Source organism: Sorangium sp. So ce185 (assembly GCF_051526825.1).
GTDB lineage: Bacteria > Myxococcota_A > Polyangia > Polyangiales > Polyangiaceae > Sorangium > Sorangium cellulosum_D.
Genome location: NZ_CP150316.1, coordinates 11,678,007 through 11,704,214, shown reverse-complemented (window position 1 = coordinate 11,704,214; position 26,208 = coordinate 11,678,007). Strand labels below are relative to the sequence as shown.

At 70.4% G+C, this 26,208-nt stretch carries 22 protein-coding genes; 4 read left to right on the top strand and 18 right to left on the bottom strand.

All coding sequences use genetic code 11. From position 1 onward, the window contains the following. Positions 1 to 25: 25 nt before the first annotated feature. Both WMF26_RS43160 and WMF26_RS43155 read left to right on the top strand, forming a co-directional pair. Positions 26 to 979: a hypothetical protein gene (locus tag WMF26_RS43160; RefSeq protein ID WP_437997468.1), complete on the top strand. Its 954-nt coding sequence runs from the start codon at positions 26 to 28 to the stop codon at positions 977 to 979. Between the two features lie 88 nt (positions 980 to 1,067). Beyond that, a complete protein-coding gene (locus WMF26_RS43155) occupies positions 1,068 to 3,182 on the top strand; it encodes an ATP-dependent helicase (protein WP_269084088.1) in 2,115 nt (704 codons plus the stop codon). A gap of 113 nt (positions 3,183 to 3,295) precedes the next feature. Here the strand turns inward: WMF26_RS43155 and WMF26_RS43150 are convergent, their stop codons facing one another. Further along, the gene (locus WMF26_RS43150) at positions 3,296 to 4,963 is read right to left on the bottom strand and encodes a nitrite/sulfite reductase (protein ID WP_437997467.1); all 1,668 of its coding nucleotides are present in this window, start codon (positions 4,961 to 4,963) and stop codon (positions 3,296 to 3,298) included. A 119-nt stretch (positions 4,964 to 5,082) separates the two neighbouring features. On the opposite strand from WMF26_RS43150, the gene WMF26_RS43145 reads away from it, so the two are divergent. Beyond that, positions 5,083 to 6,279, top strand: a complete 1,197-nt coding sequence (locus WMF26_RS43145) for a trans-sulfuration enzyme family protein (RefSeq protein WP_061629764.1) — start codon at positions 5,083 to 5,085, stop codon at positions 6,277 to 6,279. On the opposite strand, the gene WMF26_RS43140 is transcribed toward WMF26_RS43145, so the two are convergent. The 17 genes from WMF26_RS43140 to WMF26_RS43060 form a co-directional block, all read right to left on the bottom strand. Next, positions 6,276 to 6,833, bottom strand: a complete 558-nt coding sequence (locus WMF26_RS43140) for a response regulator transcription factor (protein WP_437315626.1) — start codon at positions 6,831 to 6,833, stop codon at positions 6,276 to 6,278. The genes WMF26_RS43145 and WMF26_RS43140 overlap by 4 nt on opposite strands. Positions 6,834 to 6,840: 7 nt before the next feature. Then, entirely contained in the window at positions 6,841 to 8,253 is a 1,413-nt protein-coding gene (locus WMF26_RS43135) for a sensor histidine kinase (protein WP_437997466.1), read from the bottom strand. A gap of 247 nt (positions 8,254 to 8,500) precedes the next feature. After that, positions 8,501 to 8,983 (bottom strand): cytochrome C oxidase subunit IV family protein, encoded by a 483-nt coding sequence (locus tag WMF26_RS43130; RefSeq protein ID WP_437333891.1) that lies wholly within the window; start codon positions 8,981 to 8,983, stop codon positions 8,501 to 8,503. 15 nt (positions 8,984 to 8,998) lie between these two features. After that, the gene (locus WMF26_RS43125; RefSeq protein WP_437997465.1) at positions 8,999 to 9,685 is read right to left on the bottom strand and encodes a cytochrome c oxidase subunit 3 family protein; all 687 of its coding nucleotides are present in this window, start codon (positions 9,683 to 9,685) and stop codon (positions 8,999 to 9,001) included. Further along, entirely contained in the window at positions 9,682 to 11,319 is a 1,638-nt protein-coding gene (ctaD, locus tag WMF26_RS43120; protein ID WP_437951897.1) for a cytochrome c oxidase subunit I, read from the bottom strand. The genes WMF26_RS43125 and ctaD overlap by 4 nt, the downstream gene beginning before the upstream one ends. A 19-nt stretch (positions 11,320 to 11,338) precedes the next feature. Further along, positions 11,339 to 12,289: a cytochrome c oxidase subunit II gene (gene coxB / locus WMF26_RS43115; RefSeq protein WP_437997464.1), complete on the bottom strand. Its 951-nt coding sequence runs from the start codon at positions 12,287 to 12,289 to the stop codon at positions 11,339 to 11,341. Positions 12,290 to 12,314: 25 nt separating this feature from the next. Further along, entirely contained in the window at positions 12,315 to 13,157 is an 843-nt protein-coding gene (locus WMF26_RS43110) for an SCO family protein (protein WP_437997463.1), read from the bottom strand. Then, positions 13,157 to 13,912: a hypothetical protein gene (locus WMF26_RS43105; protein ID WP_437997462.1), complete on the bottom strand. Its 756-nt coding sequence runs from the start codon at positions 13,910 to 13,912 to the stop codon at positions 13,157 to 13,159. The genes WMF26_RS43110 and WMF26_RS43105 overlap by 1 nt, the downstream gene beginning before the upstream one ends. Positions 13,913 to 13,922: 10 nt before the next feature. Beyond that, positions 13,923 to 15,128 carry a hypothetical protein gene (locus WMF26_RS43100; RefSeq protein ID WP_437997461.1) on the bottom strand — a complete coding sequence of 402 codons (1,206 nt, stop codon included), beginning with the start codon at positions 15,126 to 15,128 and terminating at the stop codon, positions 13,923 to 13,925. Further along, a complete protein-coding gene (locus WMF26_RS43095) occupies positions 15,125 to 15,730 on the bottom strand; it encodes a c-type cytochrome (RefSeq protein ID WP_061629773.1) in 606 nt (201 codons plus the stop codon). Before WMF26_RS43095 ends, WMF26_RS43100 begins: the two co-directional genes overlap by 4 nt. Continuing rightward, entirely contained in the window at positions 15,727 to 16,497 is a 771-nt protein-coding gene (locus tag WMF26_RS43090; RefSeq protein WP_437951894.1) for a DUF3341 domain-containing protein, read from the bottom strand. The genes WMF26_RS43095 and WMF26_RS43090 overlap by 4 nt, the downstream gene beginning before the upstream one ends. Beyond that, positions 16,487 to 17,920 (bottom strand): NrfD/PsrC family molybdoenzyme membrane anchor subunit, encoded by a 1,434-nt coding sequence (gene nrfD, locus WMF26_RS43085; protein WP_061629775.1) that lies wholly within the window; start codon positions 17,918 to 17,920, stop codon positions 16,487 to 16,489. The genes WMF26_RS43090 and nrfD overlap by 11 nt, the downstream gene beginning before the upstream one ends. Further along, a complete protein-coding gene (locus WMF26_RS43080; protein WP_437997460.1) occupies positions 17,917 to 20,913 on the bottom strand; it encodes a TAT-variant-translocated molybdopterin oxidoreductase in 2,997 nt (998 codons plus the stop codon). The genes nrfD and WMF26_RS43080 overlap by 4 nt, the downstream gene beginning before the upstream one ends. After that, positions 20,910 to 21,605, bottom strand: coding sequence for a cytochrome c3 family protein (locus WMF26_RS43075; RefSeq protein WP_437333882.1), 696 nt, complete (start codon positions 21,603 to 21,605; stop codon positions 20,910 to 20,912). Before WMF26_RS43075 ends, WMF26_RS43080 begins: the two co-directional genes overlap by 4 nt. 318 nt (positions 21,606 to 21,923) lie before the next feature. Beyond that, positions 21,924 to 22,766 (bottom strand): phytanoyl-CoA dioxygenase family protein, encoded by an 843-nt coding sequence (locus WMF26_RS43070; RefSeq protein WP_437997459.1) that lies wholly within the window; start codon positions 22,764 to 22,766, stop codon positions 21,924 to 21,926. Then, positions 22,763 to 23,743, bottom strand: coding sequence for an aldo/keto reductase (locus WMF26_RS43065; RefSeq protein ID WP_437333880.1), 981 nt, complete (start codon positions 23,741 to 23,743; stop codon positions 22,763 to 22,765). The genes WMF26_RS43070 and WMF26_RS43065 overlap by 4 nt, the downstream gene beginning before the upstream one ends. A gap of 10 nt (positions 23,744 to 23,753) precedes the next feature. After that, positions 23,754 to 23,996, bottom strand: a complete 243-nt coding sequence (locus tag WMF26_RS43060; RefSeq protein WP_061629779.1) for a hypothetical protein — start codon at positions 23,994 to 23,996, stop codon at positions 23,754 to 23,756. 141 nt (positions 23,997 to 24,137) lie between these two features. Here WMF26_RS43060 and WMF26_RS43055 point away from each other — a divergent pair, with 141 nt between their 5' ends. Beyond that, positions 24,138 to 26,156: a SpoIVB peptidase S55 domain-containing protein gene (locus WMF26_RS43055; RefSeq protein ID WP_437997458.1), complete on the top strand. Its 2,019-nt coding sequence runs from the start codon at positions 24,138 to 24,140 to the stop codon at positions 26,154 to 26,156. Positions 26,157 to 26,208: the final 52 nt, after the last annotated feature.

The window sequence follows — 26,208 nt, the reverse complement described above, 5'->3', positions numbered from 1 at the left end:
GACGCGACGAATCGGGCTGGCTTGTTTGGCGGTATCGCTCCTCGCGGGCGCTGCCTCGTGCGGCGGCGGCACCGCGGCCCGGCCGGCGGACGCCGCGACATCGAGGGCAGCCGATCCCGCGCCTGGGTTCGTCGCCTCGGGCAGCTCCGGCGCCTGGGATGGCGCCGCCGCCGAGCCGGGCGCGCCCGCCCCGCCCCCGTTCGAGGCCGCGCCCTCGGCGCCCTCTGCCGACTTCGAGGCGCCCTCCGTCGCGCACGGCGCCGGCCGCGCCGAGGGGGCGGCGCGCCGGGCGCCGAGCAGCCAGGTCGCGCCGGAGCCGATCGAGCGCCCCGGCCTCGGCACCGAGTGGGGCGAGACGCGCGTGTCCCGCATCTCGACCGCGCCGTTCGTCCGCGCCGACGTCGAGCGGCCGTTCGCGCTCGCGAGCCTGTTCTACAACGACGCCGAGGGGGCGCGCGCCATGGCGAGCGCGTCCGGCTTCCGCCGCACGTCGCCGCAGGCCTTCACGCTCGCCGGCGGCGCCGTCGCCATCGGGCTGCGCGGCGAGGGCGGCGGCTTCCTGAGCGGCTTCGTCGCCGGCGAGACGAGCCACGTCGTCGGCGAGGCCGGCCAGCGCTACAGCGTCGTGCTGCGCAACCTCACGCCGAACCGGATCGAGTGCGTCGTCTCCGTCGACGGCCTCGACGTCATGGACGGCCAGCCCGCGGCGTTCGACAAGCGCGGTTACCTGGTCGAGCCCCACGGCGAGCTCGAGATCGACGGTTTCCGTCAGAGCATGGACACCGTCGCGGCGTTCCGGTTCGGCTCGGTCCGCGGCTCCTACGCGAACCAGAAGCACGGCGACACGAGGAACGTGGGCGTGATCGGCGTGGCCCTCTTCCACGAGCGCGGCACGGCGCCCTGGACGCTCGACGACGTCCGGCGCCGCCGGGAGGCGAACCCGTTCCCGGGGCAGTTCGCCACGCCGCCCGGACTTTGAGCCGTTCCAGCGGTGATCCCGCGCCCGCCCCGCCGTCCGATAAAATCAAGCTCCCGCTCCGGCCCACGCCGGGCTAGGCCACCGCACGGTGTCGGACTTATTGAACCCGTCTCAACGTGCGGCCGTCGAGCACGAGCTCGGGCCAATGCTGGTGCTCGCCGGCGCCGGATCCGGCAAGACGCGCGTGGTGACCACGCGGATCGCGCGCCTGCTCGATCGCGGCATCTCGGCGCGCTCCATCCTGGCGATGACCTTCACCAACAAGGCCGCCGCCGAGATGCACGAGCGCGTCGGCAAGCTCGTCGGCGCCAAGGTCGCGCGCGAGCTGAAGGTCTGCACCTTCCACCGCTTCGGCCTCGACGTGCTTGGCGCCGAGACCCGCGCCCTCGGCCTGCGCGGCGGATCGTTCGCCATCTTCGATCAGTCCGACGCGCTGGGGGTCATCCGCGAGATCCTCCGCGAGCTCCGCGCCGGCAAGAGCTACGACGTCGGCGCGATCCTCTCGCGCATCTCGAACGCCAAGAACGCGTTCCTCGAGCCCGAGGCGTGGGCCGAGGCGCAGCGGCAGGGCAAGGGCATCGACGACTACGACGAGATCTCGATGCTCGTGTACCCGCGCTACAACGCGGCGCTGCGCTCGTTCCAGGCCTTCGACTTCGACGACCTCATCTGCGAGGTGGTCCGCCTCTGGCAGACGCGGGCCGACGTCCTCGAGCGCTGGCGGATGCGCTACCGCTTCGTGATCGTCGACGAGTACCAGGACACGAACCGCGCCCAGCTCGAGCTTTTGCGCCTGCTCTGCGGCGAGCACCGCAACGTGGTCGTCGTCGGCGACGACGACCAGTCGATCTACGCCTGGCGCGGCGCCGACGTGCGCAACATCCTCGATTTCGAGGAGCATTTCTCCGGCGCGAAGGTCGTCAAGCTCGAGCACAACTACCGCTCGCGCAAGCCGATCCTCGACGTCGCCAACGCGGTGCTCGCGAAGTCCGGCGCCCGGCGGCACAAGAAGTCGCTCATCGCCACCCGCCTGGACGGCGACAAGGTGAGGTCCATCATCTGCGTCGACCCCGACGTCGAGGCGAGCTTCGTGGCCACGGAGGCGCAGCGCCTCCTGGAGCGCGAGGCCGCGCGGCCGAAGGACATCGCCGTGCTCTACCGGTCGAACCTCCAGGCGGCCGCGATCGAGTCGGCCCTCAAGGAGCGGCAGATCCCGATCCGGATGATCGGCGGCCAGCAGTTCTTCGAGCGCAAGGAGGTCAAGGACCTCATCGCCTACCTGCGCGTCGCGCTGAACCCGCAGGACGAGATGTCGCTGCGGCGCATCCTGAACTACCCGGCGCGCGGCGTCGGCGACGCCGCGGTCGCCAAGCTCGGCGCCTACGCGACGGCGCACGACACCTCGCTCTGGACGGCGGTGTCGCGTCCGCACGCCGTCCACGAGCTGAGCGCCGCCGCGATCGAGGGGTGCCGCCAGCTGCTCCGGATCATCGAGGCCGCGCGCGGGCGGCTCGAGCGCGGCGAGCCCTCCGCGGAGGTCGCGCGCGCGCTGCTCGCCGACGCCGGCTTCAAGGAGGACATCATGACCGGCTCCTCCACGAACAACGCCGCCGCGCGCCGCTGGGGCAACCTCGAGGGGCTGCTCAACGTCTTCGCGCGCCGCGACGAGAAGGGGAAGGGGGACCGCGCGAGCTTCGCCGAGTTCCTGCGGCTGCTCGCGCTCCGGCAGGACTCTGAGGAGGAGGAGGCCACCGACCGCGTGACGCTCACCACGATGCACGGCGCGAAGGGCCTCGAGTTCCCGTACGTCTTCGTGATCGGCCTGGAGGAGGGGCTGATGCCCCACCAGCGCAGCCTCGACGAGCGCGCCACGGACGCCGCGCCGAGCGGCGCCGAGGGGGGCGACACGGGCGGGCACAGCATCGAGGAGGAGCGGCGGCTCTTCTACGTCGCGGTCACGCGGGCCCGCGATCGGCTCTACCTCACGCGGGCGAAGCACCGCGGCTCGCGCGGCAAGATGGTGCCGAGGACGCCGAGCAGGTTCCTGCTCGACATTCCCCCGGAGCTCATCGAGGAGCGCGAGGAACTCGCGCCGGTCGCTCCGGGGATGGAGAAGGTCAAGGCGGGGGCCGCGGGCGTGCTGGCGGCGCTGGCGATGAACCCGTTCGCGGGGGATCCGCCGCTCATCCCACGCCGCCGTTGAGCGCGGCTGAGCCAGGCGCCGGAGAGCCGGCATCCTGGCGAACCATCTTGGAAGAGGTCAGGGACGGGCGGGGCGGGGGCTCCGATGACGGAGCCCCCGGGCGGGGCGGATGCTCAGATGGCTGCGCCTTCGGCGGCCGCAAAGCCGGCGCGGGTGATCTCCTGCACGCCCTTGCGCGTCACGAAGTCGCGGAAGCTCTCGCCCTCGGCGCGACCCGCCATGTAGAAGCGCGCGATCGCGGCGATCACCTTGGGCGTCTCCTCCTCGGGGATGCGGCCGTCGAGGCGCTCGCCGATGCGCGCGTTCGGGCCGCAGCCGCCGCCCACCCGGAGCGAGTAGTGCGGGCGCTCGACCCCGTCCTTGCCCTTCACCATCAGCCCCGTCATCCCGATGTCGGCGACGTGGTGCTGCCCGCACGAGTTCGGGCACCCCGAGATCTTGATGTCGAACTCGCCGAGGGCGCTCACGAAGTCGTCGGCCTCCTGGCGGCTGCCGTTCGGCACCAGGTGCTCCCGGATGCGCGAGCCGACCTCCATGCTCTTCGTGATCGCGAGCGTGCAGTAGTCGCCGCCCGGGCAGGTCACCACGTCGGTGACGTGCCCCGCGTCCGCCTCGGCGAGGCCGATCTGCGAGAGCTCACGGTGCAGGTTGAGCAGCAGCCCCTCCGGCACCCAGCGCAGCACGAAGTTCTGGGTGTTCGTCGCCCGCACCTCGCCGTTGCCGTAGCGCCGCGACAGGTCGGCCAGGCGCTTCAGCTGCTCGCTCGTGATGTCTCCGAGCGGCAGCTTGACCGTCGCCACCCGGTAGCCGGGCTGCTTCTGCGCGATCGTGTTGGTCCGCTTCCAGCGCGCGAACGCGCCGTCGCCGAGCGTCTCCCGCAGCGGCGTGAGCGGGGGCGGATCGTTCTCCCGGTACCTGCCCACATTCTCCGCCAGCTCGGCCGCGAGCGCGTCGCCGCGCTCCGCCTTGATGCGATCGAACTCCTCGTCGAGCCTGCGCAGGAACTCGGCCTCGCCGATCTTGCGCAGCAGGAACTTGAGGCGCGCCTTCTTCCGGTTCTTCCGCTCTCCGTCCCGGTGGAACACGCTCACCACGGCCTCGCACAACGGCAGCAGATCGGACTCCGGGATGAACTCCTTCCAGAGGTGCGCGATCTCGGGCGTCGAGCCGAGCGAGCCGGCCACGTAGACCGCGAAGCCGCGCCCGCGGTCGCCGATCTTCGCGAACAGACCGATGTCGTTGATCATAACCTGCGCGTGGTCGCGCGCGCTCCCCGAGAAGGCCACCTTGAACTTCCGCGGTAGCCGCCGGTTGTGCTCGTGGAAGAGGAAGTGCTTGGTGACCGCGAGCGCGTAAGGCGTCACGTCGAACACCTCGTCCTCGACCACGCCGGCGAGGTGCGACGCGGTGATGTTGCGGAGCGTGTCCGCGCACGCGCCGACCGTCGTCACCCCCGCGCGCGCGAGCACGCGCTGCAGGTCGATCGTCTCCTCGATCTCCAGGTAGTGGAGCTGGATGTCCTGGCGGGTCGTGACGTGCGCTAGCCCGCGACCCCACCGCTCCGTGACTTCCGCGAGGGCTTCCAGCTGCGCAGCCGTGAGCTGCCCTCCGGGAATCTTGATGCGCTGCATGTGCTTCACGTGCGCGAGCTGCGCGTAGACCCCCATGGCCAGCCGCAGCGGGCGGAACTGGTCGGGGGTCAGCTCACCACGTTTGAATTTGGCGACGTTCTCGGCGTGTTCGTCGATGGCCGCCGCAAGGCGCTCGACTGGATGCAACATAACCGATGGTATTCCCTATATTTCCGACGCGTCAAGTGCGACAATTCTGAAGGCCGGTGCACCGAAGATCCCGGCCCCTCGGCGCCCCCACCCCGGCGCCCCCCCACCTCAGCGCCCCCATGAAGACCGAACTGCCGAACTCGACCGATGCTGTGCACGCGGGTGTGCTCCGCGACCGGCCGTCCCACACCCTCGCCCCCGCGATCGCGCAGACGGCGACGTACACGTTTGCGAACACGGCGGATCTCGAGCGCTACTTCGCCGGGGGCGACACGGACCCGGAGCGCCAGGAGTACGGCCGCTACGGCAACCCGACCGTGCGCGAGGTCGAGCAGCGCATCGCGGCGCTCGATCGCGCGGAGGACGCCGTGCTCTTCGCGAGCGGCATGGCGGCGGTGACGACCACGGCGTTCGCCCTGCTCAAGGCGGGCGACCACGTCATCCTCTTCCGCGACGTGTACCGCCGCACGCGGCAGTTCGTGATCAACGTGCTCTCGCGGCTCGGCGTCGAGCATACGCTGATCGACCCGGGCGCGTTCGACCAGCTCGAGGCGGCCTTCAAGCCGCGCACCCGCTTCGCGCTGAGCGAGTCGCCGACGAACCCGTACCTGCACTGCATCGACCTGTCCCGCTTCGCCGAGATCTGCAAGAAGGCGCGCGTCAAGACGATCGTCGACGCGACGTTCGCGACCCCGTGCAACTCCGACCCGATCGGGCGCGGCATCGACCTCGTCGTCCACAGCGCCAGCAAGTACCTGTCCGGCCACAACGACGTCCTCGGCGGCGCGGTGTCCGGCTCGAGCGCGCTGATCTCGCTCGTCCGCGACATGCGCAGCGTCCTCGGCGGCGTCATCGATCCCCACGCCGCGGCGCTGATCGGCCGCGGGATGAAGACGCTCGCGCTCCGCGTCGAGCGGCAGAACGCGACGGGGCTCGCGGTGGCGCGCGCGCTCGAGGCGCACCCCGCCGTCGAGCGGGTGTTCTACCCCGGGCTCCCGTCGCACCCGGATCACGAGGTCGCGGCCGCGCAGATGCGCGGCTTCGGCGGCGTCGTGAGCTTCATCGTGCGCGGCGGGCGCGAGGCGGCCGCGCGCGTCGTCGACGGCACCCGCATCGCCGCGATCGCCCCGAGCTTCGGCGGCGTCGAGACGCTCATCGAGCAGCCCTGCATCATGAGCTTCCACGAGCTCAGCGACGAGCAGCTCGCGGCGATCGGCATCTCCCCCGCGCTCATCCGCCTCTCGGTCGGCGTCGAGGAGACGGAGGACGTCGTGAAGGACGTCCTCGCCGCGCTCGACGCGCTCGGCAACCACTAGCCCCCGAGCTTCTTCAGCTTCCGCTGCAGCGTCCGCCGGTCGATCCCGAGCAGCTTCGCCGCGGTCGCCACCACGCCGCCCGACTCCCGGAGCGCGGCGCGGATCGCCTCGCGCTCCAGGTCGTCGAGCTTCAGGCTCCCGGGCGGCGGCGTCGGGGCCGACGCCGAGGAGGGGGGCGGCCGCTGCCGCTCGCGGAGGCCCGCGGCCTCGCGCAGGAGCTTGTCCGCGTCGACGGGCTTGCTGAGCAGCGTGTCCGCGCCCTCGCGCATCGCCGCCACCGCGAGCGGGATGTCCCCGAACCCGGTCAGCATCACGATCGCCGCGTCGGGCTGCAGCTTGCGGTACTTGGCGAGCGCGCTGAGCCCGTCGCCGCGCGGCATGCGGTAGTCGATGACCACGAGGTCCACCGGCTCGTACTCGAGCGCCACGAGCCCCTCGTCGATCGTCGCCGCGGTCCTCGCCACGACGCCGCGGCGGCGCAGCGCGCCCTGCAGGGTGGTGCGGAACGCGTCGTCGTCGTCCACGAGCAGCGCCGTCTCGATCCGTCGCGTCATCTTCACCTCAGGCCGCCCCGGCGCGCTTCAGCGCGGGGGGCAGATCCGCGTCCATCGGGCCCGGGGTCCCGTCGAGCCGGAGGCGCAAGGTCGCCTTCGCCCCGCCGGTCTCGACGCTCTCCATGCGCAGCACCGCGTTCATGCGCGAGGCCATCATCGAGCTGATGTAGAGCCCGAGCCCCATCCCGCCCTGCGACATCTTCGTCGTCTGGAACGGCTCCCCGAGCCGCCCGGCGATCTCGGGGCTCAGCCCCGGACCGCTGTCCGAGACCGCGATCTCGCAGACGTCGCCGCGCTCGATGACGCTCACCTCGATCCGCTGCTCGGCCCGGTCGTCGGTCGCCTCGGCCGCGTTCGCGAGCAGGTTGACGAGCACCTGGCGCAGCGCCGGCTTGAGCACGTTCGCCTGCACCGGCCGCGGCGTGTCGAACGCGATCTCGCCCCGGTAGCCGAGCCGCGCGAGCTCGGCCTTCGAGAGGTCGCGCACGAAGCGGGTGAGCTCCAGCGGCTCGAGCCGCTGGTCGAGCCGGATCTGTCCGCGCATCAGGCTGATGATGTCGCTCGCGCGCCGGGCCTCGCCGGCCACCGTCTCGGCCATGCGCGCCGCGTCCTCGGAGCCCGTCTCGCGCGCCACGTCGACGAGGTCCTTGCTCGCGAGGAGGATCGTCGCGAGCGGCGTGCTGAGCTCGTGCGACATGCCGCCGACCATGCGCCCGAGCATCGCCAGCCGCTCGTTCCGCTGGCTCTGCTGCCGGAGCTCCTCGAGCCTATGCGCGTACACGACGACGAAGAAGCCGAGGAACAGCGTCAGCGACGTGAGCGAGACGAGGTCGCCGAGCTGCCGGATGCGGTCGCCGTCGAGCGACGCGGACTCGAGCGGCAGCGGCTCCGCGTCGGTGAGCACGCCGATCGCGAGCAGCGTCAGGAGCCCCACGAGCACGGTCGTGCGCCGCGGGCAGAGCAGGCCGGAGAGGGCGATGTGGAAGGCGAGGAAGACCGCGAACGGGTTCTCGAGGCCGCCCGAAAACCAGAGCATCCAGGCGTTCGCGACCACGTCGCCCACGAGCTGGGCGCGCGCGAGCTCCTGCGCCGGCTCGCGCGCCGAGGGCTCGCCCCCGTCGAGCGGGCGCGCGTGCCGGACCCGGTAGGTCCAGGCGAGGTTCGCCACCGTGATCGCCGCGATGCCGAGGACGAGCGGCCCGAGCCGGAGGTCGGGCACGAGCTTCCGGCTCGCGACCGTCGTCGCGATCATCCCCGCGATCGCGACCCACCTGAGCTGGATCAGCCAGCGGTCGGCGGTGTCCCAGGACGGGGGCTTCGGGCCGGACAGCAGCACCGCGAGCCGCCGCCGCGCGGCCGGCGGCGCGCCGCTCTTGGTGGGGTCGGCGTCAAGCGCCCAGGATTGGAAAGAGGATTGCATCCGCGCGCGGACAGGGAGGGCTTCCAGGGCGCGGTCGAGGCGCCCGGCGTTCAGCCGGGAGCAACCTTTCGACGTTGCCTTTCAACCGCTCCCTTGTACCGCGCACCAAAGCCGCGAGCACGCGCGAGGTGCGCCCGCGCCCACACCCGGGGGTCGGCAGGAGAAACCCCTGTAATTCCCGGAGCTTACGTTTGTGCGCCAGCTTACGTCCGGCGCTCGACCGCGGGGCGCGCGGCCCCGCGGCCGGTCACTCGGTGCCCTGGTGGACCTGCTTGGGCGGCGGGGCCACCTTGTGCGGCTTCTTCACGACCCAGTTGTCGGCGGCGCGCTTGCCGTCGAACGGCGCCTTCCAGTCCGCCGGCCGCTCGGCCTCGATCTCCTCGGCCCGGCCCCGGTTGGTCGTGTCGAACATGGTGAAGCCGATGAAGATCGCCAGGAAGATGAGCGACGAGGCGAAGATCAGGGTGTGGAATTTGTGGTCCCACTTGAGGTGCATGAAGATGAACGCCACGACGCTCGCCTTCACCGTCGCGATGAGGACCGCGATGGCCAGGTTGGCGGCGCCGAGGTCGACGTAGCTCGCGCCCACGGTCACGACCGTGAGCACGAGCAGCGTGAGCCACGTGGCGATGTAGACCTTGAGCGGCAGGACGTGGGGCACGTGGTCGGCGCCGTGGCCGTGGCCGTGCCCGTGTCCGTGCGCGTCGGCTGCTTCTGCGTGTGTCGACATGCTGTCCTCTAGGCCTCAGCCCACCAGGTAGAGCAGGGGGAAGAGATAGATCCAGATGAGGTCGACGAGGTGCCAGTACAGCCCCACCCCCTCGACCGGCAAGTAGTAACGGCTCGAGAACTCACCGCGCATGTTGCGGATGAGGATCCACGTGATGAGCCCCATCCCGATGACGACGTGCAGGCCGTGGATGCCCGTCATCATGAAGTAGATGGCAAAGAAGATCCCCGCGTGGGCCGTGGTGAAGCCCTGGGCGGTGAAGTACTTCCCGGGCAGCAGGCCGTCGTGGAACTTGTGCTGGTACTCGAAGTACTTGATCACGAGGAACGCGGCCGCGCAGAGCAGCGTGATCACGAGCAGGCGCGTCGTGGTCTTCTGGTCGCTCTTCTGCGCCGACCGAACGGCGAGCGCCATCGTCAGGCTGGAACAGATGAGCACCACCGTGTTGATGCCGCCCATCACCTTGTCGAGGTGGTGGTGGGCCTCCACGAAGGAGTCGAAGAACCAGGTCCGGAAGATCGCGAACGCGCAGAACAGCCCGCCGAAGAGGAGGACCTCGGTGACCAGGAAGAGCCAGATGCCCATCCTGCTGGCGTCGAACTGCGTGTCCGCGGAGTCGAAATGATGGGCGACGTGGAAATTGGGGGACAGGACCGGCCCTGCCTTGTTCGGCCGATCTGCGGCCTCGGCGTGCGCGCTCATGCTTTCTCCGTGTTGAAGTCGTATGCGCCCTTGGTCACGATCGGGGTGCGGACGAAGTTCTCGGTGATGGGCGGGGAGGCGGTGGTCCACTCGAGGCTGAGCCCGCCCCAGGGGTTCTTCGGCGCCGGCGCGCCGGAGCGGAGCGATTTGATCAAGCAGACCAGCATCACGAGGATGCCGGCGCCCAGGATCCACGAGCCCACGGTCGAGAAGGCGTGCAGCGGCTGGAACTGGTCGAGGTAGTTGTAGTAGCGCCGCGGCATCCCGCGGCTGCCCAGGACGAACTGCGAGAAGAACGTGACGTTGAAGCCGATGAAGACGAGCACGCAGGCGATGGCGGCGAGCCGCTCGGAGTACATCTTCCCGGTGATCTTGGGCCACCAGTGGTGGAGGCCGCCGAAGTAGGCGATGACCGTGCCGCCGACCATCACGTAGTGGAAGTGCGCGACGACGAAGTACGTGTCGTGCAGGTGCAGGTCGACGCTGAGCATCCCGAGGAAGACGCCGGTCAGGCCGCCGATCGAGAAGAGGATGAGGAACGACAGCGCGTACAGCATCGGCGCGTTGAAGCCGATCGAGCCGCGCCACAGCGTCGCGGTCCAGTTGAAGATCTTGACCCCGCTGGGGATGGCGACGAGGAAGGTCAGGAACGAGAAGATGATCGCCGCGAGCTCGCTCTGGCCGGAGGTGAACATGTGGTGGCCCCACACGAGGAAGCCGACCAGGGCGATGGCGACGCTGGAGAAGGCGATCGCCTTATAGCCGAAGATCCGGCGCCGCGCGTGCACCGCGATGAGCTCGCTGATGATGCCCATGCCCGGCAGGATCATGATGTAGACGGCCGGATGGCTGTAGAACCAGAAGAAGTGCTGGTAGAGCACCGGGTCGCCGCCGAGCGCCGGGTCGAAGATGCCGATGTGGAACGCGCGCTCGGCGATGAGCAGGAGGAGCGTGATGCCGAGGACGGGGGTCGCGAGGATCTGGACGATGCTCGTCGCGTAGAGCGCCCAGAGCATGAGCGGCATCTTGTACCAGCCCATCCCGGGCGCCCGGAGCTTGTGCAGGGTGACGACGAAGTTCAGCCCCGTGAGCACGCTGGAGAAGCCGAGGATGAAGACGCCGAACGTGACGCTCAGGACCGACGTGGTGGTGACCGTGCTCGAGTAGGGCACGTAGAACGTCCAGCCGGTGTCGATGCCGCCCGTGACGAGCGACGAGAGCGTGAAGAGGGCGCCGATCCAGTAGAGGTACAGGCTGAGGAGGTTCAGCTTCGGGAAGGCGACGTCCTTCGCGCCGATCATGATCGGCAGGAGGAAGTTGCCGAGCGCGCCGGGGATGCTCGGGATGATGAAGAGGAACGTCATCACCGCGCCGTGGAGCGTGAACATCTGGTTATAGGCGTTCGCGCTGATGATCGTCGCCTTCGGCGTCAGGAGCTCGAGCCGGAGGACCAGCGCGAAGACCCCGCCCATGAGGAAGGCGATGAAGGTGCTGACGAGGTACATCAGGCCGATCCGCTTGTGATCGACCGTGGTGAGCCACGACATGATCCCGCTCTTGGCCCGGATGTAATCCGTCTCGTGGCCGCCGTGCGGTGCCGTATTGACGTCGAGGGTCGTTACTGTCTGCGACATGACTGCTTCTCCCCGGCGCTCACTTCACCGTCTTGAGGTAAGCGATGAGCGCGTCAACTTCTCTGTCCTTGAGGAGCCCCTTGAACGACGGCATCACCGGCGGGTAGCCGCGCACGATCTGGCCCTGCGGGTTGAACAGGCTGTCGCGGAAGTAGTTCTCGTCCGCGGTGACCTTCGAACCGTCCGCGAGCTCCTCCTCGCGGCCGAAGAGCCCCTTGAGCGACGGACCCTGGATACGCGTCCCGTCGAGCGAGTGGCAGGTCGCGCAGCTCCGCTTGGCGAAGAGCGTCTTGCCGAGCTCCTCGGGCGGGAGGTCGCTGTTGTTGTTGCCCTCGAGCCACTTCTCGAAGTCCGACGGCTCCATCACCTTGACGGTGGCCAGCATGTCCGAGTGGCCGGAGCCGCAGTACTCGGTGCAGAGGAGCACCGTCTCGCGCGTGTCCGTCGCCTCGAACCACACCGACGTGTACGACCCCGGCACCACGTCCTGCTTCACGCGGAACTCCGGGATGTAGAAGCTGTGGAGGATGTCCTTCGAGCTCAGGATGATCCGCACCGGGCGCCCCCGCGGCACGGCGAGCTCGTTCACGGTCGTCGTCCCGTCGGGGTAGGTGAACGTCCAGATGTACATCTCGCCGGTGGCGTTGATCTCGTACGACTCGGCCGGCGCCACGGAGGCGTGCACGTAGCCGCGCATGCCCACGAAGAAGAGCGCGATGAGGATGGCGAGCGGGATCAGCGTCCACACGACCTCGACCGTCGCGCTGTGGTCGATGGGGCTCGTCTTGTCGTGCTCGCTGCGCCGCCGGTACTTCACGGCGAACAGCACGACCGCCCCGGTGACCAGGACGAAGAAGAGGACCGAGACCCAGTAGGCCGCGGCCCAGCCGGTGTCGATGTGCTCTGCGAGCGTCGACCCCGCGCGGGGCAGCCAGAAGGAGCCAAGTTCGATCGGGTTCTTATTCTCCATAATTGTGGCTCCGCCACCTTGTGTCCTAGGAAGCCTCGTTTACGCGCGCCCTCGTGCGGGCGCGTTCGGTCCGCCAGAAGCGCATGAGCCAGAGCCCGAGCAGCACGACCGTGAGGACGCCGGCGGCCTTCATCAGCCGCTGCGTCGCCAGGACGTACCCTCGGGCGTTGGGATCGTAATGGAAACAGAACAACAGCACCCGATCCCAGGCGCTCCCGACCTGCCCGCTGCCCGCTTCGCGCAGCGCGAGGCCGAAGTTCTTCTGTGGAAAGGAGATGCCGTACAGCGTGCGCGACAGGCGTCCGTCCGGCGTGAAGACGAACGCGCCCGCCGCGTGCGCGTACTGCTTTGCCGTCTCGTCCCATCGGTAGTTGAAGCCGACCGTGCTGGCGAGCGCCCGCACCGAGGCCTCGTCCCCGACGAGGAAGTCGAAGCCGTCGCCGGTGATCGGCCGGCCGTAGGCCTCGATGTAGTTCGCCCGCTTCTTGCGCGCCGCCTCGGGCGTGTCGCGGGGATCGAAGCTCACGACGAGGGTGCGGTACTCCTTGCCGGCGCTCCAGGCGCTCTCCTTCATCGCCTGGAGGACGCCGTTCAGGACCAGCGAGCACAGCATCGGACACTCGTAGTAGCCGAGCACCAGGACGAGGGGCTTGTCGCCGGCCGCGTACCGGCCGAGCTCGACCTCCTGTCCCGACTGGTCGCGGAGCCTGAGCTCGCGCGGCAGCTGGGCGCCCGGCCGCTCCTCGATGTCGATGCCGACGAGCTCTGTCGGAATGGTTGTGTCCGCCGCCCGCGCGCGCCGCGCCGGGGTGACGGTGGCCACCACGAGCGCGAGCACGGCGAGCAGGGCGGACAGCGGGCGGGACATCACTGCACCGGAGCGGACGACGGCGCCGGGCTGGCGGGCTTGGGGGCCGCGCCGCCAGGCTGCGCGGGCTGGGCGGGCTTGGGGGCCGCGCCGCCCGGCTGCGCGGGCTGCGCGGGCTTGGCGTCGGCGGGCTTGGGCGCGTCGGAGGGCTTCGCGTCGGCGGGCTTCGCGTCAGCGGGCTTCGCGTCAGCGGGCTTCGCGTCGGCAGGCTTCGCGTCGGCGGGCTTCGCGTCGGCGGGCTTGGCCGCGTCCTTGTCGCCGGGCTTCGCTGCGTCCTGTCCCTGGAGGGGCGCGCCGTTCTCGGCGTTCGGCGCCGCGGCCTCGTCGGGCTTCGTGCTGCTGTCCTCGGGCTGCCCGGGCTGCGCCGCCTGCGCGGCCGCGGCGCTCGCGCCGGGCAGCGGCTGCCCGATGCGCTTCTCCTGGTAGGCCTTCAGCGTGAGCGCCACGGCCTGGTCGACCGGGATGCGGACGACGCCGTCCTTCTCGCTCGCCCACTGGTAGTGGCTGAGGCGCTCCTTCTCCATGGCCCGGAGGCCGCGGAGCGCGCTGTTCGGCGGCTCGAGCACCTTGCTCGAGATCTCCCGCTCCATCGTCGCCTTGAAGACCTCGTTCACGAAGAGGACGGTCACCACGAGGGAGAGCAGCGTGGCGATCACGATCACGAAGATGAGCGAGTTCGGCGGTCGATCCGCCTCGGCATGCTCGTGCTCGGTCTCCGCGTGCTCGGTCGCAGTGTTGTCGGTCGCTTCGCTCATGGCCGGCTCCTTACGGGTTGTCGATCCGAGCCGCTTCGGCAAGGTGCGGGTCGTTCAGAGGATACAGCGGGCTCTTGGCCGCTTGAAGGGAGAGCATCCACGCCCCCACGCCCAGCGGGCCGAGCAGGCCGGCGAGGTCGATCCAGCTCAGGTGCGCGCCGTGGTGATCCATGTTCGGCATGACCAGCCAGTAGAGGTCGACGTAGTGCATCACGAGGAGGAGCACCGACGCCGCCCCGAGGACCAGCGGGCTCCGCTTGGCGTGCCGCGACAGGAGGACGAGGAACGGCACGACGAAGTGGCCGAACAAGAGGGCCAGGCTCACGACCTTCCACGAGCCCTCCCAGCGGTGACGATAGAAGATCGTCTCCTCCGGGATGTTGGCGTACCAGATCAGCAAGAACTGCGAGAACGCGATGTAGGCCCAGAAAATGACGAAGCCGAAGAGGAGCTTGCCGATGTCGTGCTGGCGCTCGACGTTGCTCACCTTGCGCAGGAGCCCCGCCTTGTGGAGCGCGATCGTGATCAGCGCGAGCGCCGAGAGGGAGCTCGTGGCCGCGCCGGCGAACACGTAGACGCCGAAGATGGTCGAGTACCAGTGCGGGTCGATGCTCATCAGCCAGTCGAACGCCGCGAACGAGAGGGTCAGGGCGAAGACGATGACGGCCGGGGCGCTGCTGGCCCGCATCTTCGCGGTCGGGCGGAAATCGGCGCTGTTGTCCTGCGCGCGGGAGGTCTTGATGAACCAGAGCGCGAGGCCCGTCCACGCCGCGAGGAACACCGCGGCGCGGATGTAGAAGAAGGTCGGGTTCAGGTACGCCGCCTTCTCGTGGAGCACGTGATCGTTCGCGGCCTCGGGCCCCATCCAGTGGTGGTAGACGTCGTGGGCGAGCACCGCGATCGGGAGGAACAGCACGACGCACGCCGGCAGGACGCCGCTCATCCACTCCATGTGGCGGCGCGCGGCCGCAGACCAGCGCGCGCGCGTCAGGTGCTGGATGATCACGAAGAACAGCGCGCCGAGCCCGATCGTCACGAGCCAGGTGAAGCCGGTGAGGTACGAGAACGCGAAGCGCTTCGTGTCGACGATCGCCGCCAGCGCCGAGAGCGCCACGCCGACGACGGCGAGCACCATGCTCCTCGAGACGAGCCGCTTCGCGACCGCCTTATCGAGGACCTTCGCGTCCTCGGCCAGAGCACTTCCGTGGGACTTCATGGAGTTCCGCTCTCCTTCGCGATGTTGCTCCGCTGGGCCTCGGGGACATCGTCGATGCGCCCGTGCTGGCTTTGCTGCAGGACGCGCACCCACGTGACGATCGCCCACCGGTCCTTGACCGGGATCTGCTTCCGATATGCCGGCATGTTCCGCACGCCGTTCGTGATGACGTTGAAGATCTCGCCGTCGGGCAGGCCGCGCGCCCGGTCGGACGCGAGGTCGATGGGCGGCGGGTACCCGCGCTTCACCACCATGCCCTGCCCGCTGCCGCTCTGGTCGTGGCAGGGCGCGCAGTAGATGTTGAAGCGGTCCTGGCCGCGCCGGATCACCGTCTCGTCGACGGTGATGGGCGCCATCGCCAGGAACGCCTCGCCGTCCTTGCCGGTGCGGTAGGCGTCGCTCTCGTCGAGCGCCCCCTGGTGCACCGTGCCCTGCACGAGCGGCCGCATCGCCCGCCCGTCGGCGAAGAGGCGCGTGCCCTCCTCGGGCTGGAACTTGGGCTGCCAGTCCATGTCCCCGAAGACGTGGATCGGCGGGTCGCTGCTCGCCTGTCCTCGACAGCCCGCGAGGACGACGAGGAGGGGAATACACCAGCGGTTCACGAGGAGACCTCCCTGATGCCCTGCGCGCCTACGCGCTGGAGGAGGTTGCGCGTCTCCGTGGCATCGAACTTCGGGTCGCTCACCTCGACGCTGATGAAGAAGGCGTCGTCGGTCGCGCGCGGAAATGAGGGGTGCGTCATGGTGGGGTGGAAGAACGACGGCAGGCGCCCGAGCGCGAAGAGCGAGAAGAAGCACGTGAGCGCCGCGAAGAGGACCGTGAGCTCGAAGAAGATCGGGATGAAGGCCTGGTACGAGAACGACGGCTTGCCGCTGATGATGAGCGGATAGTCGTGGAGCTGCGTGTACCAGGCGAGCAGGATGGCGCTGATGAGCCCCGTCGCGCCGCCGCCGAGCACGAGCCACGGCAGCGGCGTCGGCTTGAGCCCCATCGCCTTCTCCAGCCCGTGCACGGGGAAGGGCGTGTGCGCGTCGAAGCGGCTGTAGCCCGCGTCCCGGAGCGCCTCGCACGCGTGGTAGATGTCCGCCGGGGTCGAGAAGTAGCCCATCAGCGCGTAGGGGGCCGACGCCGCGGCCGCTGCCTCCTCGGCCCGGTGCTCCAGCTTGCGCTCGAGCCCGAGCGCGGCCTTCCCGTGCGGCCCCTCCGCGTGGGGCTTGTCGTACTCCGCCTCGTCCTTGGGCACGAAGCCCTGCGCCTCGTCGTCGCCGGGCTGGCTTTCGCGATCGGAGTCCTTGAGCTCTCCTGCCTCCTCGGCCGAGGCAGGCTCCCCGGAGCGCTTCCGGCTCGGAGGGTCGCTGTCACGCTGCATGATGAGCCTCGTCGTTGCTGTGCGAGCCGTGAGGATCGGCCGCCGGCGTGATCCCCTTCACCTCGCTGATCGCGACCATCGGGAGGTAGCGGACGAACAGCAGGAAGAGGGTGAAGAAGAGGCCGAACGAGCCGAAGAACGTCGACATGTCCCAGATGGTCGGGCGGAAGTAGGTCCAGCTGGACGGGAGGAAGTCGCGGTGGAGGCTCGTCACGATGATGACGAAGCGCTCGAACCACATCCCGATGTTGACCAGGATCGAGATGATGAACATCGCGGGGATGCTGGTGCGCACCTTCTTGAACCAGAAGAGCTGCGGGAAGATGACGTTGCAGCTCACCATGGTCCAATACGCCCAGGCGTACGGCCCGAGGATGCGGTTCGCGAAGGCGAACCGCTCGTAGGCGTTGCCGCTGTACCACGCGATGAAGAGCTCCATGCCGTACGCGTAGCCGACCATGGTGCCCGTCGCGACGATGACCTTGTTCATGTTCTCGAGGTGCCGGATGGTGATCAGGCCCTGGAGACCGAACGCCTTGCGCGCGAACACCATCAGCGTGACGACCATCGCGAACCCGCTGAAGATGGCGCCGGCGACGAAGTACGGCGGGAAGATGGTGGTGTGCCAGCCGGGGACGATCGAGACCGCGAAGTCGAACGACACGATCGTGTGCACGCTGAGCACGAGCGGCGTCGAGAGGCCGGCGAAGATGAGGTAGGCCTTCTCGTAGTGCAGCCAGTGCCGGTGCGAGCCGCGCCACCCGAGGCAGAGGATGCCGAAGACGATCTGCTTCGTCCGCGTCGTGGCCCGGTCGCGGAGCGTGGCGAGGTCGGGGATGAGCCCGACGAACCAGAAGAGGGCCGAGACCGTCGCGTAGGTCGAGACGGCGAACACGTCCCAGAGCAGCGGGCTCTTGAAGTTCGGCCAGATGCTCATCTGGTTCGGGATCGGGAACAGCCAGTGGGCGAACCAGATCCGGCCCAGGTGGGCCACCGGGTAGATGGCGGCGCACGCGACGGCGAAGATCGTCATCGCCTCCGCCGCGCGGTTGATGCTCGTCCTCCACTTCTGGCGGAAGAGGAAGAGGATGGCGCTGATGAGCGTGCCGGCGTGGCCGATACCGACCCAGAACACGAAGCCGGTGATGTCCCACGCCCAGTTGACCGTGGTGTTCAGCCCCCAGATACCGATGCCGGTCCCGACGAGGTGGACGAGCGAGCCGCCGAGGACGAGCAGGAGGCTGACGGCGAGGCAGAACAGGATGAGCCACCCCGAGGGCGGCTTGTTGAGCACGATCCCCGCGACCTTGTCGGTGAGGGAACGGAAGTCGTCCTTCCCCTGCACGAGCGGCGCCTCGTCCAAGAGGGCAGCGCGGTCGGAGATCCGGGGGTGATCGACCTGGAGGGGTGCAGTGGCGCTCATGCGTCGGCGAGCTCCGGGTTCTTGTTGCGGATCCTGGCGAGGTAGGTGACCCGCGGCTTTGTGTTGATCTCGTCAAGCATCCGGTAACCGCGCGGGCTCGCGGACGTCACGGACACCTGGCTGTTCTGGTCGTTGAGGTCGCCGAAGACGATGGCCTGCGTCGGGCAGGCGCCCTGGCACGCGGTCACGATCTCGCCGTCCTTGATGTGCTCCCGCCCCTCTCGCTTCGCCTCGATCTTGGCGTGGTTGATCCGCTGCACGCAGAAGGTGCACTTCTCCATGACGCCCCGCGATCGGACGGTGACGTTGGGGTTGAACTGCATCTTCCGCGACTCCGAGTCCGGCTGGCCGTATTCGAAGAAGTTGAAGCGGCGGACCTTGTACGGGCAGTTGTTGGCGCAGTACTTCGTGCCGACGCAGCGGTTGTACGCCATGTCGTTCAGCCCCTCGGGGCTGTGCGTCGTGGCGGCGACCGGGCACACCTGCTCGCACGGCGCGTTCTCGCAGTGCTGGCAGGGGAGCGGCTGCTGGATGCTCTCCGGCTCGTCCGGGTTCGTCCCCTGGAAGTAGCGATCGACCCGCAGCCAGTGCATCTCGCGCGTCTGGCGCACGCCGTCCGCGCCCACGACCGGGATGTTGTTCTCGGCCTGGCAGGCGACCACGCACGCGTTGCACCCGATGCAGGCGTTGAGGTCGATGCTCATGCCCCAGGCGTGCCCCTGCCGGCGGTTCGGCTCCTGGAACAGGCTGAGGAGCGGCGGCACGTGGACCTGCTTCTTCGCGAACTCCGGGTCGTTCTCGAGCTCGGCGAGCGTCCCCTCGCGCGCGAGCGGGCGGCCCTCCATGACGAAGTGCTCCTGCGTCCGCGCGAGCTCCACCTTCTCGCCGGTCCTCTCCAGCGAGAAGCCGCCGGCGAGCTCGAAGGCGTCGCTCTTGCGGAGCGGCGTCGTGTCGACGCCGACGCCGCGCCCGACCCGGAGCGCCGCGCGCCGGCCCTGGCCGACGCCGATCGCCACCGAGTCGTCCGCCTGCCCCGGCGCGACGACGACGGGGATCCGGACCTGGGCGCCGCCGCCCGACAGCGTGACGACGTCGCCGTCCTTCACGCCGAGCCGCGCCGCCGTGGACGGCGAGAGGTTCGCGCCGCTGCCCCAGGTGAGCTTGGTCATCGGGTGGGGCAGCTCCTGGAGCCACCCGTTGTTCGCGAACCGCCCGTCCCACGCGTGCATGTCGGGCCGGAAGGTCACCTCCAGGCCCTCGGCCGCGGCGGGCGCGAACGCCCGCAGCGCGTCGACCGCGGCCTGCGTCGTGGCGGTCACCTGCTCGTCCGCGAGCGCGGTCCCCGCGAAGAGGCCGTCGTGCAGCGCGCGGCGGAGGTCCTGCTCGGTGCGCTTCGCGCCCTCGGCGTTCAGCCAGGTCGCCCGCACGAGGTCGTACGCGGTCCGCGAGCCGCCGAGCAGGAGCTCGATGATCTCGGCGTCGGTCCTGCCGCCGAAGATCGGCGCGATGAGCGGCTGCACGATGCTGGCCGTCCCGTCCTCCGCCCGGACGTCGCTCCACGACTCCAGCGGGTGGGCGCGGTTCAGGTGCCAGCGGGAGCGCTCGCTCGTCTCGTCGACGTGCGTCGAGACGTGCACGCTCACGGGCACCTTGGCGAGCGCGTCGGCGAAGCGCGCGTCCGCGGGCGCGTCGAACGCCGGGTTGCCGCCGAGGATGATCAGCGTCTCGACCTCGTTCTTCTCGATGGCGCGCGCGAGCTCGACGAGCGCCTCGGGGCCCTCGCGCGACTCGTCGAACGGCGCGACGAGCCGGACGGCCTTGCCGGTGTTGTCGAGGGCGAGGTTGATGAGGTGCGCGAGGGCGTGGACCTCCTTCGGCAGGGAGCGCCCGACCACGACCGCGCCTTGCCCGCGGTTCGCCGCGAGATCGGCGGCGATGGCGGCGACGTGGCGGGTCGCCTTGGCGTCGAGCCCGCCGGCCTTGCCCTCGATCGCCTTCAGCAGCTCCGCGTCGAGCGCGACCCCGCGCTTGCCGAGCTCGGCGGCGAGCGCGAAGGCGAAGGCGGGGATCTTGCGGCTCTGGATCCGGAGCCGGTGATCCGCCGACGCGCCGGTGATCGTGAAGGTGCTCTCGACCGCGTAGAGGCGGTTCATCGCCTCCGGGTCCTTGTCGACCGCGCGGCCCGCGGCGAACGCGCGCGCCTGCTTGACGGGGCTGCCGTCGGTGCCGAACAGGTCGGCGTCGAGCGCGACGATGACGCGCGCCTTCGCCAGGTCGAGCGTGGTCTCGAGCGGCTTGCCGAACGCGAGCCGCGCGCCCTCGCGGGCGGCGTCGCGCGAGAACGGCTCGTACCGGACGACGCGCGCCTCGGGCAGCGTCTTGCGGAGATCGGCGAGGCGCGCGGCCAGGGTGGGCGACCTGTGCGCCTCGGTCAGGATCGTGAGCCCCTTGCCGCCGCGGCCGCGGAGCTTGTCGCCCTGCTCGCGCAGGAACGCCGCCGCCTCGTCCCAGGACTTCTCGGCCGCGCCCTCGCGCGGCGACTTGCTGCGGTCGGGATCGTAGAGGTCGAGGACGGCGGCCTGGGTGTAGATGGTGGTCGCGCCCAGGCTCTCGGGGTGCTTCGGGTTGCCCTCGATCTTGGTGGGCCGCCCCTCGTGGCTCTCGACGAGGACGCCGAAGGCCGTGCCCATCATCGGCAGCGCGGTCGCGAAGAAGAGCGGCTGGCCGGGGATGATCTCCTCCGGGGCGCGCGAGTACGGCAGGATCTGCTCGACGGGCCTGCGGCAGCCCACGAGGCCGCCGAGGGCGAGCGACGCGCCCATGAGGCTGAGGAAGGTGCGCCGCCCGACGCCCTCCGGCGGCTCGAACGCGGCCGGAGGGAACTCGCGCCCGAGCGCATCGACGAAGTCGGGCGAGCCGGCGAGCTCGTTCAAGCTGCGCCAGTAGGTCTTTCCAGAGATGTCCTGGGCGAGGGGGAGGGGAGTTCGTTTCATCGGTGGCACCCCGAGCAGTGGAGCGGCGCCTGCACCTGCCGCCCGGAGGTAGTGACCGCTGGCACGCGATCTTGATAAGGTTCCGGGTTCGGGGGGACCCCGGCGCCCGCCATGACGGCCGTCGAGGGCGCCATATCCATCTTGGTGACGTCGGCGGGATTGCGGAGGTGGGGGCCCGGATTGCGGTGGCAGTCCAGGCACCATCCCATCGTGAGCGGCGCGACCTGCCGGACCTTGTGCATCTGGTCGATGCGGCCGTGACAGCTCACGCAGCCGACCCCTGCGGCCAGATGGGCCGAGTGGTCGAAATAGGCATAGTCGGGCAGGTTGTGGACGCGCACCCAGGGAATGGGTTGATCGTTCGCCCAGCTCTCCTGAACGAGCAGGAGCTTTTCGCTGTCCCTCCGCACCTTGGCGTGACAATTCATGCACGTCTCGGTCGGTGGAACGGCGGCGAAGCCGGAGACCTCCACTGTGTTGTGGCAGTAACGGCAGTCGATACCGAGGTCGCCGGCGTGCAGCTTGTGCGAGTAGTCAACCGGTTGATCCGGCTGATACCCGACCTCGAGGTGTTTGTTGGTACCGTAGTACCAGAATCCGCCGATCACAGCGGCGCCGAGGGGCAGAACTCCGAAGAGCAGCCCCAGGGGCACCACTTTGTTGGCCCATCGTGGGAACAGGAACCGAGCCATAGGGTTGTGTGGTGCGTCGGGAGCGACGCGCGGCCCAGTTATGGCTTGCTGGCGGGGTGCGACAAGACGGCAAAGTGCCGCGTGACCGCGGCAGATTGCCGCTGTGGATAACTGAAGCCCCACGGAGCGGCAGGTCGCCGCTGGGTGCGGCAACTTGCCGCGGCTGCCGGCGTTTGTCCTTACGGATGCGCGGGCGGCGCCGGCCCCGCGCTGGATCGAAAAAGGAGCGGAAACATCAGGCGAAGCGCGCGCCGGGGGGAGGGCGGCCGGTCGGGGAGGGGCCGCCGCGGCCGCCGCGCCCGCCGTACCGCGGGGAGCTCAGAACACCGGGGTGAACGCGCGCGGCGCCCTTTTCTTCCTGAGGCAGCGGGTCGCCCTGCTCATGTAACAGACGGTGACGGCCCGCCGCGGCCGGCCGCTCCGGTTCGCCCCGGAGCAATGCCAGAGGTAGTTGTGGATCAGCAGGGCCTCGCCCGCGGCCGCCGGCAGCGCGATCTTGCGGGCGTCGGCGTCGGCGGCGCGCACGACCGCGCCCGGGACGACGCCGCCGAGCGGCGTCGCGAGCCCGCCGAGGTGGCTGCCTTCCAGCACCTCCACGCAGCCGCCGTCCGCGGGGGCGTCGTCGAGCGCCGTCCAGATCTGCAGCTCGGGGTCGCGATCGAGCCCCCAGTAGCTGCCGCCGTCCTGGTGCCAGGGCAGCGGCGTCCCGCCGGACGCGGCCTTGTTGAAGAGCACGGCCCGGTAGATCGAGATCTCCCCCTGGATGAGCGAGCGCGCGATCCGCTCGAAGAGCGGGTTCTCGATCCAGGCGAGGAACAGCGGGTCCTTCTCGAGCTTCTCGAGCTTCCGGTACGACGTGCTCGGCCCCTCGTAGCCCTTGCCGTAGGGCAGGTCCTCGTAGCGTCCGGACGCGGCGTCGTGCTGGTAGAAGAGCCCAGGGTACGTCACGCGCCCGAGCATCAGGTCGTCCGAGCGCGCGCGGAGCGCGGCGAGCCCCGCGTCGGTCATCACGCGCCCGAGCCGGGCGTACCCGCGCGCGGCGTAGTCGGCGAGGGGGCCCGCGAGGTCGAGCGCCCTGGCCTCGGGCAGCAGGAAGTCGCCCGCGCGGCCGCTCGCGGCGCCGTCGCTCGCGGCGCGATCGCTCGTCGTGCCGTCGCTCATCGCGCGTAGCTCGCGTCGGTGCCCAGGTGATCGCGGTAGAGCGCGTCCATGCGCCGCGCCGCCTCCGGCGAGAGCGGGCGCGCCATCGCGTCGGCGGCCGCGTCGAGGTGCTCGGCCAGAGTCGGGCCGACCAGGACGGAGTCGACCACCTCGCGCCCCGCGAGCCAGGCGTACGACAGCGCGAGCAGGCTCATCCCCTCGTCGGCGGCCACGGCCGCGTAGCCGGCGGCGAGCTCGAACATCCGCGCGCTCCAGTACCGGCGCTGGTAGAGGCGGTTGCCCTCGAAGCGCGAGCCCGCCTGCGCCGCGTCCGGCCCCGCGTGCCGCCCGGTCAGGAGCCCGCCCGCGAGCGGGTTGTACACCGCGGTGGGAACCGAATACCGCCGCGCGAACGCGGCGTACTCGAGGTCGAGCTGGCGGATCAGCGCGTTGTAGAGCACCTGCGAGACCGCGGGGCGCGCCTTCCCCTCGGCGTCGCGGCGCGCGATGATCTCCAGGATCTGCCACGAGGCGTGGTTGCTGACCCCGAAGCGCAGGATCTTCCCCTGCTCCAGCAGCGCATCGATCGCCGCGAGCGTCTCCTCGACGGGCGTCTCCGGGTCCGGCGCGTGGAGGTAGCAGACGTCGACGCGGTCGGTGCCGAGGCGCCCGAGGCTCTCCTCGACGGCGCGGATCACCTGCGCGCGCCCGAGCCCCTCGGCCTTGCCCCGGACCCGGCGGAGGCCGACCTTGGTGGCGATCTGCGCCTCGGCCCGGCGGCCGCGCAGCGCCCGGCCGAGGATCCGCTCGGACGCGCCGTCCTGGTAGAGGTTGGCCGTGTCGAACGCGGCGATCCCGCGCTCGAGCGCGCGGCCCACGATGCGCTCGGCCTCCTCGGGCGGCGTGCGGCCGCCGAAGTTCATCGTGCCCACGACGAGCGCGGGCGGCGCGCCCGGGCGCCGCTTCGCCGTCATTCCAGCCATTTCGTCCGCGATCACGCCGCCCTCATCACGCCCGCGCGACGAGGAGCGCGAGCACGTACACGATGAGCCACACCAGCCACAGGGTGCTCATCCGGCGCCACCCTTGCCGAAACCCGTACATCGGCGCGAGCGGCGGCACCACGAGCGCGACGAGCCCGCGCCATCGAGGCGCGCTGCGGAGCATGAGCCGCGCTGCCAGCGCGACGTGGGTGGTGACCCAGGTGGCGAACGCCAGGATGAGCGTCGCGGTCGCCGCGATATCCTTCACGGGGCGAAGCCTAGCGTCGCCGGCGCGCCACGCCCCTGGAAATCAGCGACGCGGGAACGTGGAGAGGGCGGCCCGGCGCCCCTCCCGCGCGCCGCGCGCCCCGGCTCTGTCGCGCTAGCAAATCCGGGCTAAGCTTGGCCCGTGCCTCTGCGCGACATCCCGTGTTTTCGTCCGGATTCCTTCCTCGCCGCGCGCGCCGTCCCCCTCGCGACCCGCTTCGGGTCGGCGATCGCCGGCGCGGCGCGCGCCCTCGTCGAGCGCGAGGGGCGCCTCATCCCCATGAGCCTGCTCGCCGGCGCCGCGTGCAGCGTCGCTGTCGGCCTCGGCGCGGCGCACGCGATCTCCACGCCGCCCGACACGCTGCCGGTCGCCGAGGTGAAGCCGGGAATGAAGGGATACGGCCTCACCGTCTTCTCCGGCACCACGCCCGAGAAGTTCGACGTCGAGGTCATCTCCACCCTCCGCAATTTCCGCCCGAACCAGGACCTCATCCTCATCAAGACCCAGCACCCGCGCCTCGAGATCGCCCGCACCGTGGCCGGGATGAGCGGCAGCCCGATCTACCTGAACGGCAAGATGATCGGCGCCTACGCGTACGGCTGGCTCTTCGGTGCCGAGGCGATCGCCGGCGTCACCCCGATCAAATCGATGCTCGACGAGCTCGCGCGGCCGCTCCCGCGGGCGATCGCCCCGAAGGTCGGCGGCCCGCTGCCCGCCCCGGTGAGCGCCATCGGCGGCGCGCCGCGCGGCAACGGCGGCGCGCCGGCCCGCCTGCACGGGGGCCGCGGCTTCGCGGGGCCCGTCGACGCCTACGATCTCGCCGGCCACGCCAGCCAGCTCGCCGCGCGCGTCGCGCCGGCGCTCGCCCCGCCCGAGGCGACGAGCCTCGCGCGCGCCTCGACGCCGGTGATGCTCGGCGGTCTCGGCGGCACGTCGCTGCGCATCGCCAGCGACCTGCTCGGCCCCATGGGGCTCGAGCCGATGCAGGCCGGCGGCGGCTCGTCCGCGAACCCCGATCCGGGCGCGCCGACCAAGTACGTCGACGGCGGCGCGATCGGCGTCGAGCTCGTGCGCGGCGACATCTCCGCCATGGGCATCGGCACGGTCACGCGCGTGTCCGGCGACAAGCTCGTCGCGTTCGGCCACCCGATGATGAACGGCGGCGTCACGAACCTCCCCACCGCGATCGCCCAGGTCCACTGGATCCTCGCGAGCCAGAACCGCAGCTTCAAGATCGGCGAGGCGGTGCGCACGGTCGGCTCGCTGGTCAACGATCGGCAGGCCGCGATCGTCGTCGACAGCGCGGCCAAGGCGCCGGTCTTCCCGATGCGCGTCCAGATCGACGGCGTGAACGGCGCCCCGCACCCGACGTGGAACGTGGAGGTCGCGCACGACCAGTTCCTCGCGCCCTCCTTCGTGTCGATGGCGCTCGGCAACGCCGTCGAGGCGACCACGGCCGAGCGGCGGGACATGACCTGGCGCGCGGTGAGCCAGCTGAAGATCGGGCGCTACGGCACGATCTCGCTCGTCGACTTCGGCGCCGGCAACGGCGCCCCGCTCACCGCCGACGACTTCGTCCGCAGCCGGATCGTCCGGTCGATGGGGGCGCTCCTCAACAACCCGTGGGAGGAGGTCGCGATCGAGCGCGTCGACACCCGCGTGAAGGTCACGTTCGACCGCGAGGTCGTCCTCCTGCGCGGCGCCAAGGTGCTCGAGCCCGAGATCGACGCGGGCGCGCCCGCGCGCATCCGCCTGGATCTCCAGCCCCACCAGGGCCCCCTGGAGTCGCGCGTCATCGAGGTGCCGATCCCGCGCGAGCTCGCCGGCGGCCAGGTGGATATCGAGCTCTCGCCCGGGTACGAGGTCGAGCGCCCGATGGCGACCCCCAACAACGTCGCCGAGCTCGTGGCGATGCTGCCGCTCCAGAACCACGACGCGGAGAGCGTCGTCGCCACGTTCAAGCTCCGGGAGAACGGCGCGGCGTACCGCGGCAAGGTCGCCTCGAGGCTCCCCCCGGGCGCGATGGACACGCTGCGCCCGAGCTCCGACTCCGACGCGCCCGAGGCCTTCGGCGCGCAGGTGCAGGTGCCGATCTCCCTCAAGCGGTTTATGGTCGGGAAAGACACCGTGAGCGTCAAGGTCCGGCCTATCCTTCGCTGACCGCGCGGCCGCCCGCCTCCCTCCTCTCCGCCCTGACCCCCCTCCTCCTGCG

Excerpts from the sequence above, each read along its gene's own strand:
- WMF26_RS43075 (WP_437333882.1), bottom strand. The coding sequence starts at position 21,605 with ATGGCTCGGTTCCTGTTCCCACGATGGGCCAACAAAGTGGTGCCCCTG.
- WMF26_RS43090 (WP_437951894.1), bottom strand. The coding sequence starts at position 16,497 with ATGCAGCGTGACAGCGACCCTCCGAGCCGGAAGCGCTCCGGGGAGCCT.
- WMF26_RS43140 (WP_437315626.1), bottom strand. The coding sequence starts at position 6,833 with ATGACGCGACGGATCGAGACGGCGCTGCTCGTGGACGACGACGACGCG.
- WMF26_RS43130 (WP_437333891.1), bottom strand. The coding sequence starts at position 8,983 with ATGTCGACACACGCAGAAGCAGCCGACGCGCACGGACACGGGCACGGC.
- WMF26_RS43110 (WP_437997463.1), bottom strand. The coding sequence starts at position 13,157 with ATGTCCCGCCCGCTGTCCGCCCTGCTCGCCGTGCTCGCGCTCGTGGTG.
- nrfD (WP_061629775.1), bottom strand. The coding sequence starts at position 17,920 with ATGAGCGCCACTGCACCCCTCCAGGTCGATCACCCCCGGATCTCCGAC.
- ctaD (WP_437951897.1), bottom strand. The coding sequence starts at position 11,319 with ATGTCGCAGACAGTAACGACCCTCGACGTCAATACGGCACCGCACGGC.
- WMF26_RS43100 (WP_437997461.1), bottom strand. The coding sequence starts at position 15,128 with ATGAAGTCCCACGGAAGTGCTCTGGCCGAGGACGCGAAGGTCCTCGAT.
- WMF26_RS43105 (WP_437997462.1), bottom strand. The coding sequence starts at position 13,912 with ATGAGCGAAGCGACCGACAACACTGCGACCGAGCACGCGGAGACCGAG.
- WMF26_RS43150 (WP_437997467.1), bottom strand. The coding sequence starts at position 4,963 with ATGTTGCATCCAGTCGAGCGCCTTGCGGCGGCCATCGACGAACACGCC.
- WMF26_RS43145 (WP_061629764.1), top strand. The coding sequence starts at position 5,083 with ATGAAGACCGAACTGCCGAACTCGACCGATGCTGTGCACGCGGGTGTG.
- WMF26_RS43070 (WP_437997459.1), bottom strand. The coding sequence starts at position 22,766 with ATGAGCGACGGCACGACGAGCGATCGCGCCGCGAGCGACGGCGCCGCG.
- WMF26_RS43125 (WP_437997465.1), bottom strand. The coding sequence starts at position 9,685 with ATGAGCGCGCACGCCGAGGCCGCAGATCGGCCGAACAAGGCAGGGCCG.
- coxB (WP_437997464.1), bottom strand. The coding sequence starts at position 12,289 with ATGGAGAATAAGAACCCGATCGAACTTGGCTCCTTCTGGCTGCCCCGC.
- WMF26_RS43080 (WP_437997460.1), bottom strand. The coding sequence starts at position 20,913 with ATGAAACGAACTCCCCTCCCCCTCGCCCAGGACATCTCTGGAAAGACC.
- WMF26_RS43135 (WP_437997466.1), bottom strand. The coding sequence starts at position 8,253 with ATGCAATCCTCTTTCCAATCCTGGGCGCTTGACGCCGACCCCACCAAG.